The organism is Rhizobium sp. 268 (genome assembly GCF_036571585.1).
Lineage (GTDB): Bacteria > Pseudomonadota > Alphaproteobacteria > Rhizobiales > Rhizobiaceae > Rhizobium > Rhizobium redzepovicii.
On record NZ_JAPPSO010000073.1, the window covers coordinates 1 to 780 of the forward strand.

Below are 780 nucleotides of genomic sequence, written 5' to 3' on the forward strand. Positions count from 1 at the left end.
GGGGCTGTCGCAAACATTTCTGCGGCTCGCAATTATCCCATGAACGGCGTCATTTTCATGCTTTGTTAACTTTTTGAAGTCCGAAGAGGCGCGCAAGCAGATCATTCTGATCGTTGACGGTCCAGCCGCCAGAAAAGCCGAAGCCCTTCCTCAACCACAGTATCGCCTCGAAACCTGCGATCGTTCGCCGGGCTGAATTGAATGATCGAAACCCACCGATTTTCGGCATGTTCTTTTTCACCCGAAAATGGTCGCTTTCAATGCCTTGCTGCAGGTGCTTGGTGACATAATGCACGGGATCAGGATGGAGCAGCCCCTCTTCGACCGAGGTTTTGATCGTTGAAGGAAAGGTATTGGCACCATCTGTGCCGATTTTGCCGGGTGAAAGCAAAGGCTCATCCTTCAGCATCTTGCGAAAGAAACGCTTGGCAGCGTCGAGGTCACGCTTTGCGGTGAGCAGGAAATCCACCGGATTGCCGTGTTTATCGATAGCCCGGTACAGATAGCGCCATTGACCCCGAATTTTCACGTATGTTTCATCGACCCGGATCGAACCACAATGCGGTCTCCGGAACTGGCGCAACCGCTTCTCAATCATCGGCGCATAGGCCAACACCCAACGATTGACGCTGCTGTGATCCACCTCGAAGCCGCGTTCCTTGAACATTTCCTCGAGATCGCGATACCGGCCTTTGAAATCGTCCTTCGACTGGCGTTTAAGTTTTTCGGCAATCGCATTCAGAATCATGAAACCGCGCTCCAACAAATCGGAGCGCCGTT

1 protein-coding gene is annotated in these 780 nt (G+C 52.4%); it reads right to left on the reverse strand.

The annotated features are described in order from the left end of the window. Positions 1–55 precede the first annotated feature (55 nt). A complete protein-coding gene (locus OS035_RS33495; RefSeq protein WP_130713736.1) occupies positions 56–748 on the reverse strand; it encodes an IS6 family transposase in 693 nt (230 codons plus the stop codon). Positions 749–780: the final 32 nt, after the last annotated feature.

Bases quoted from the DNA above. Each gene is read 5' to 3' on its own strand.
- OS035_RS33495 (WP_130713736.1), bottom strand. From the start codon at position 748: ATGATTCTGAATGCGATTGCCGAAAAACTTAAACGCCAGTCGAAGGAC.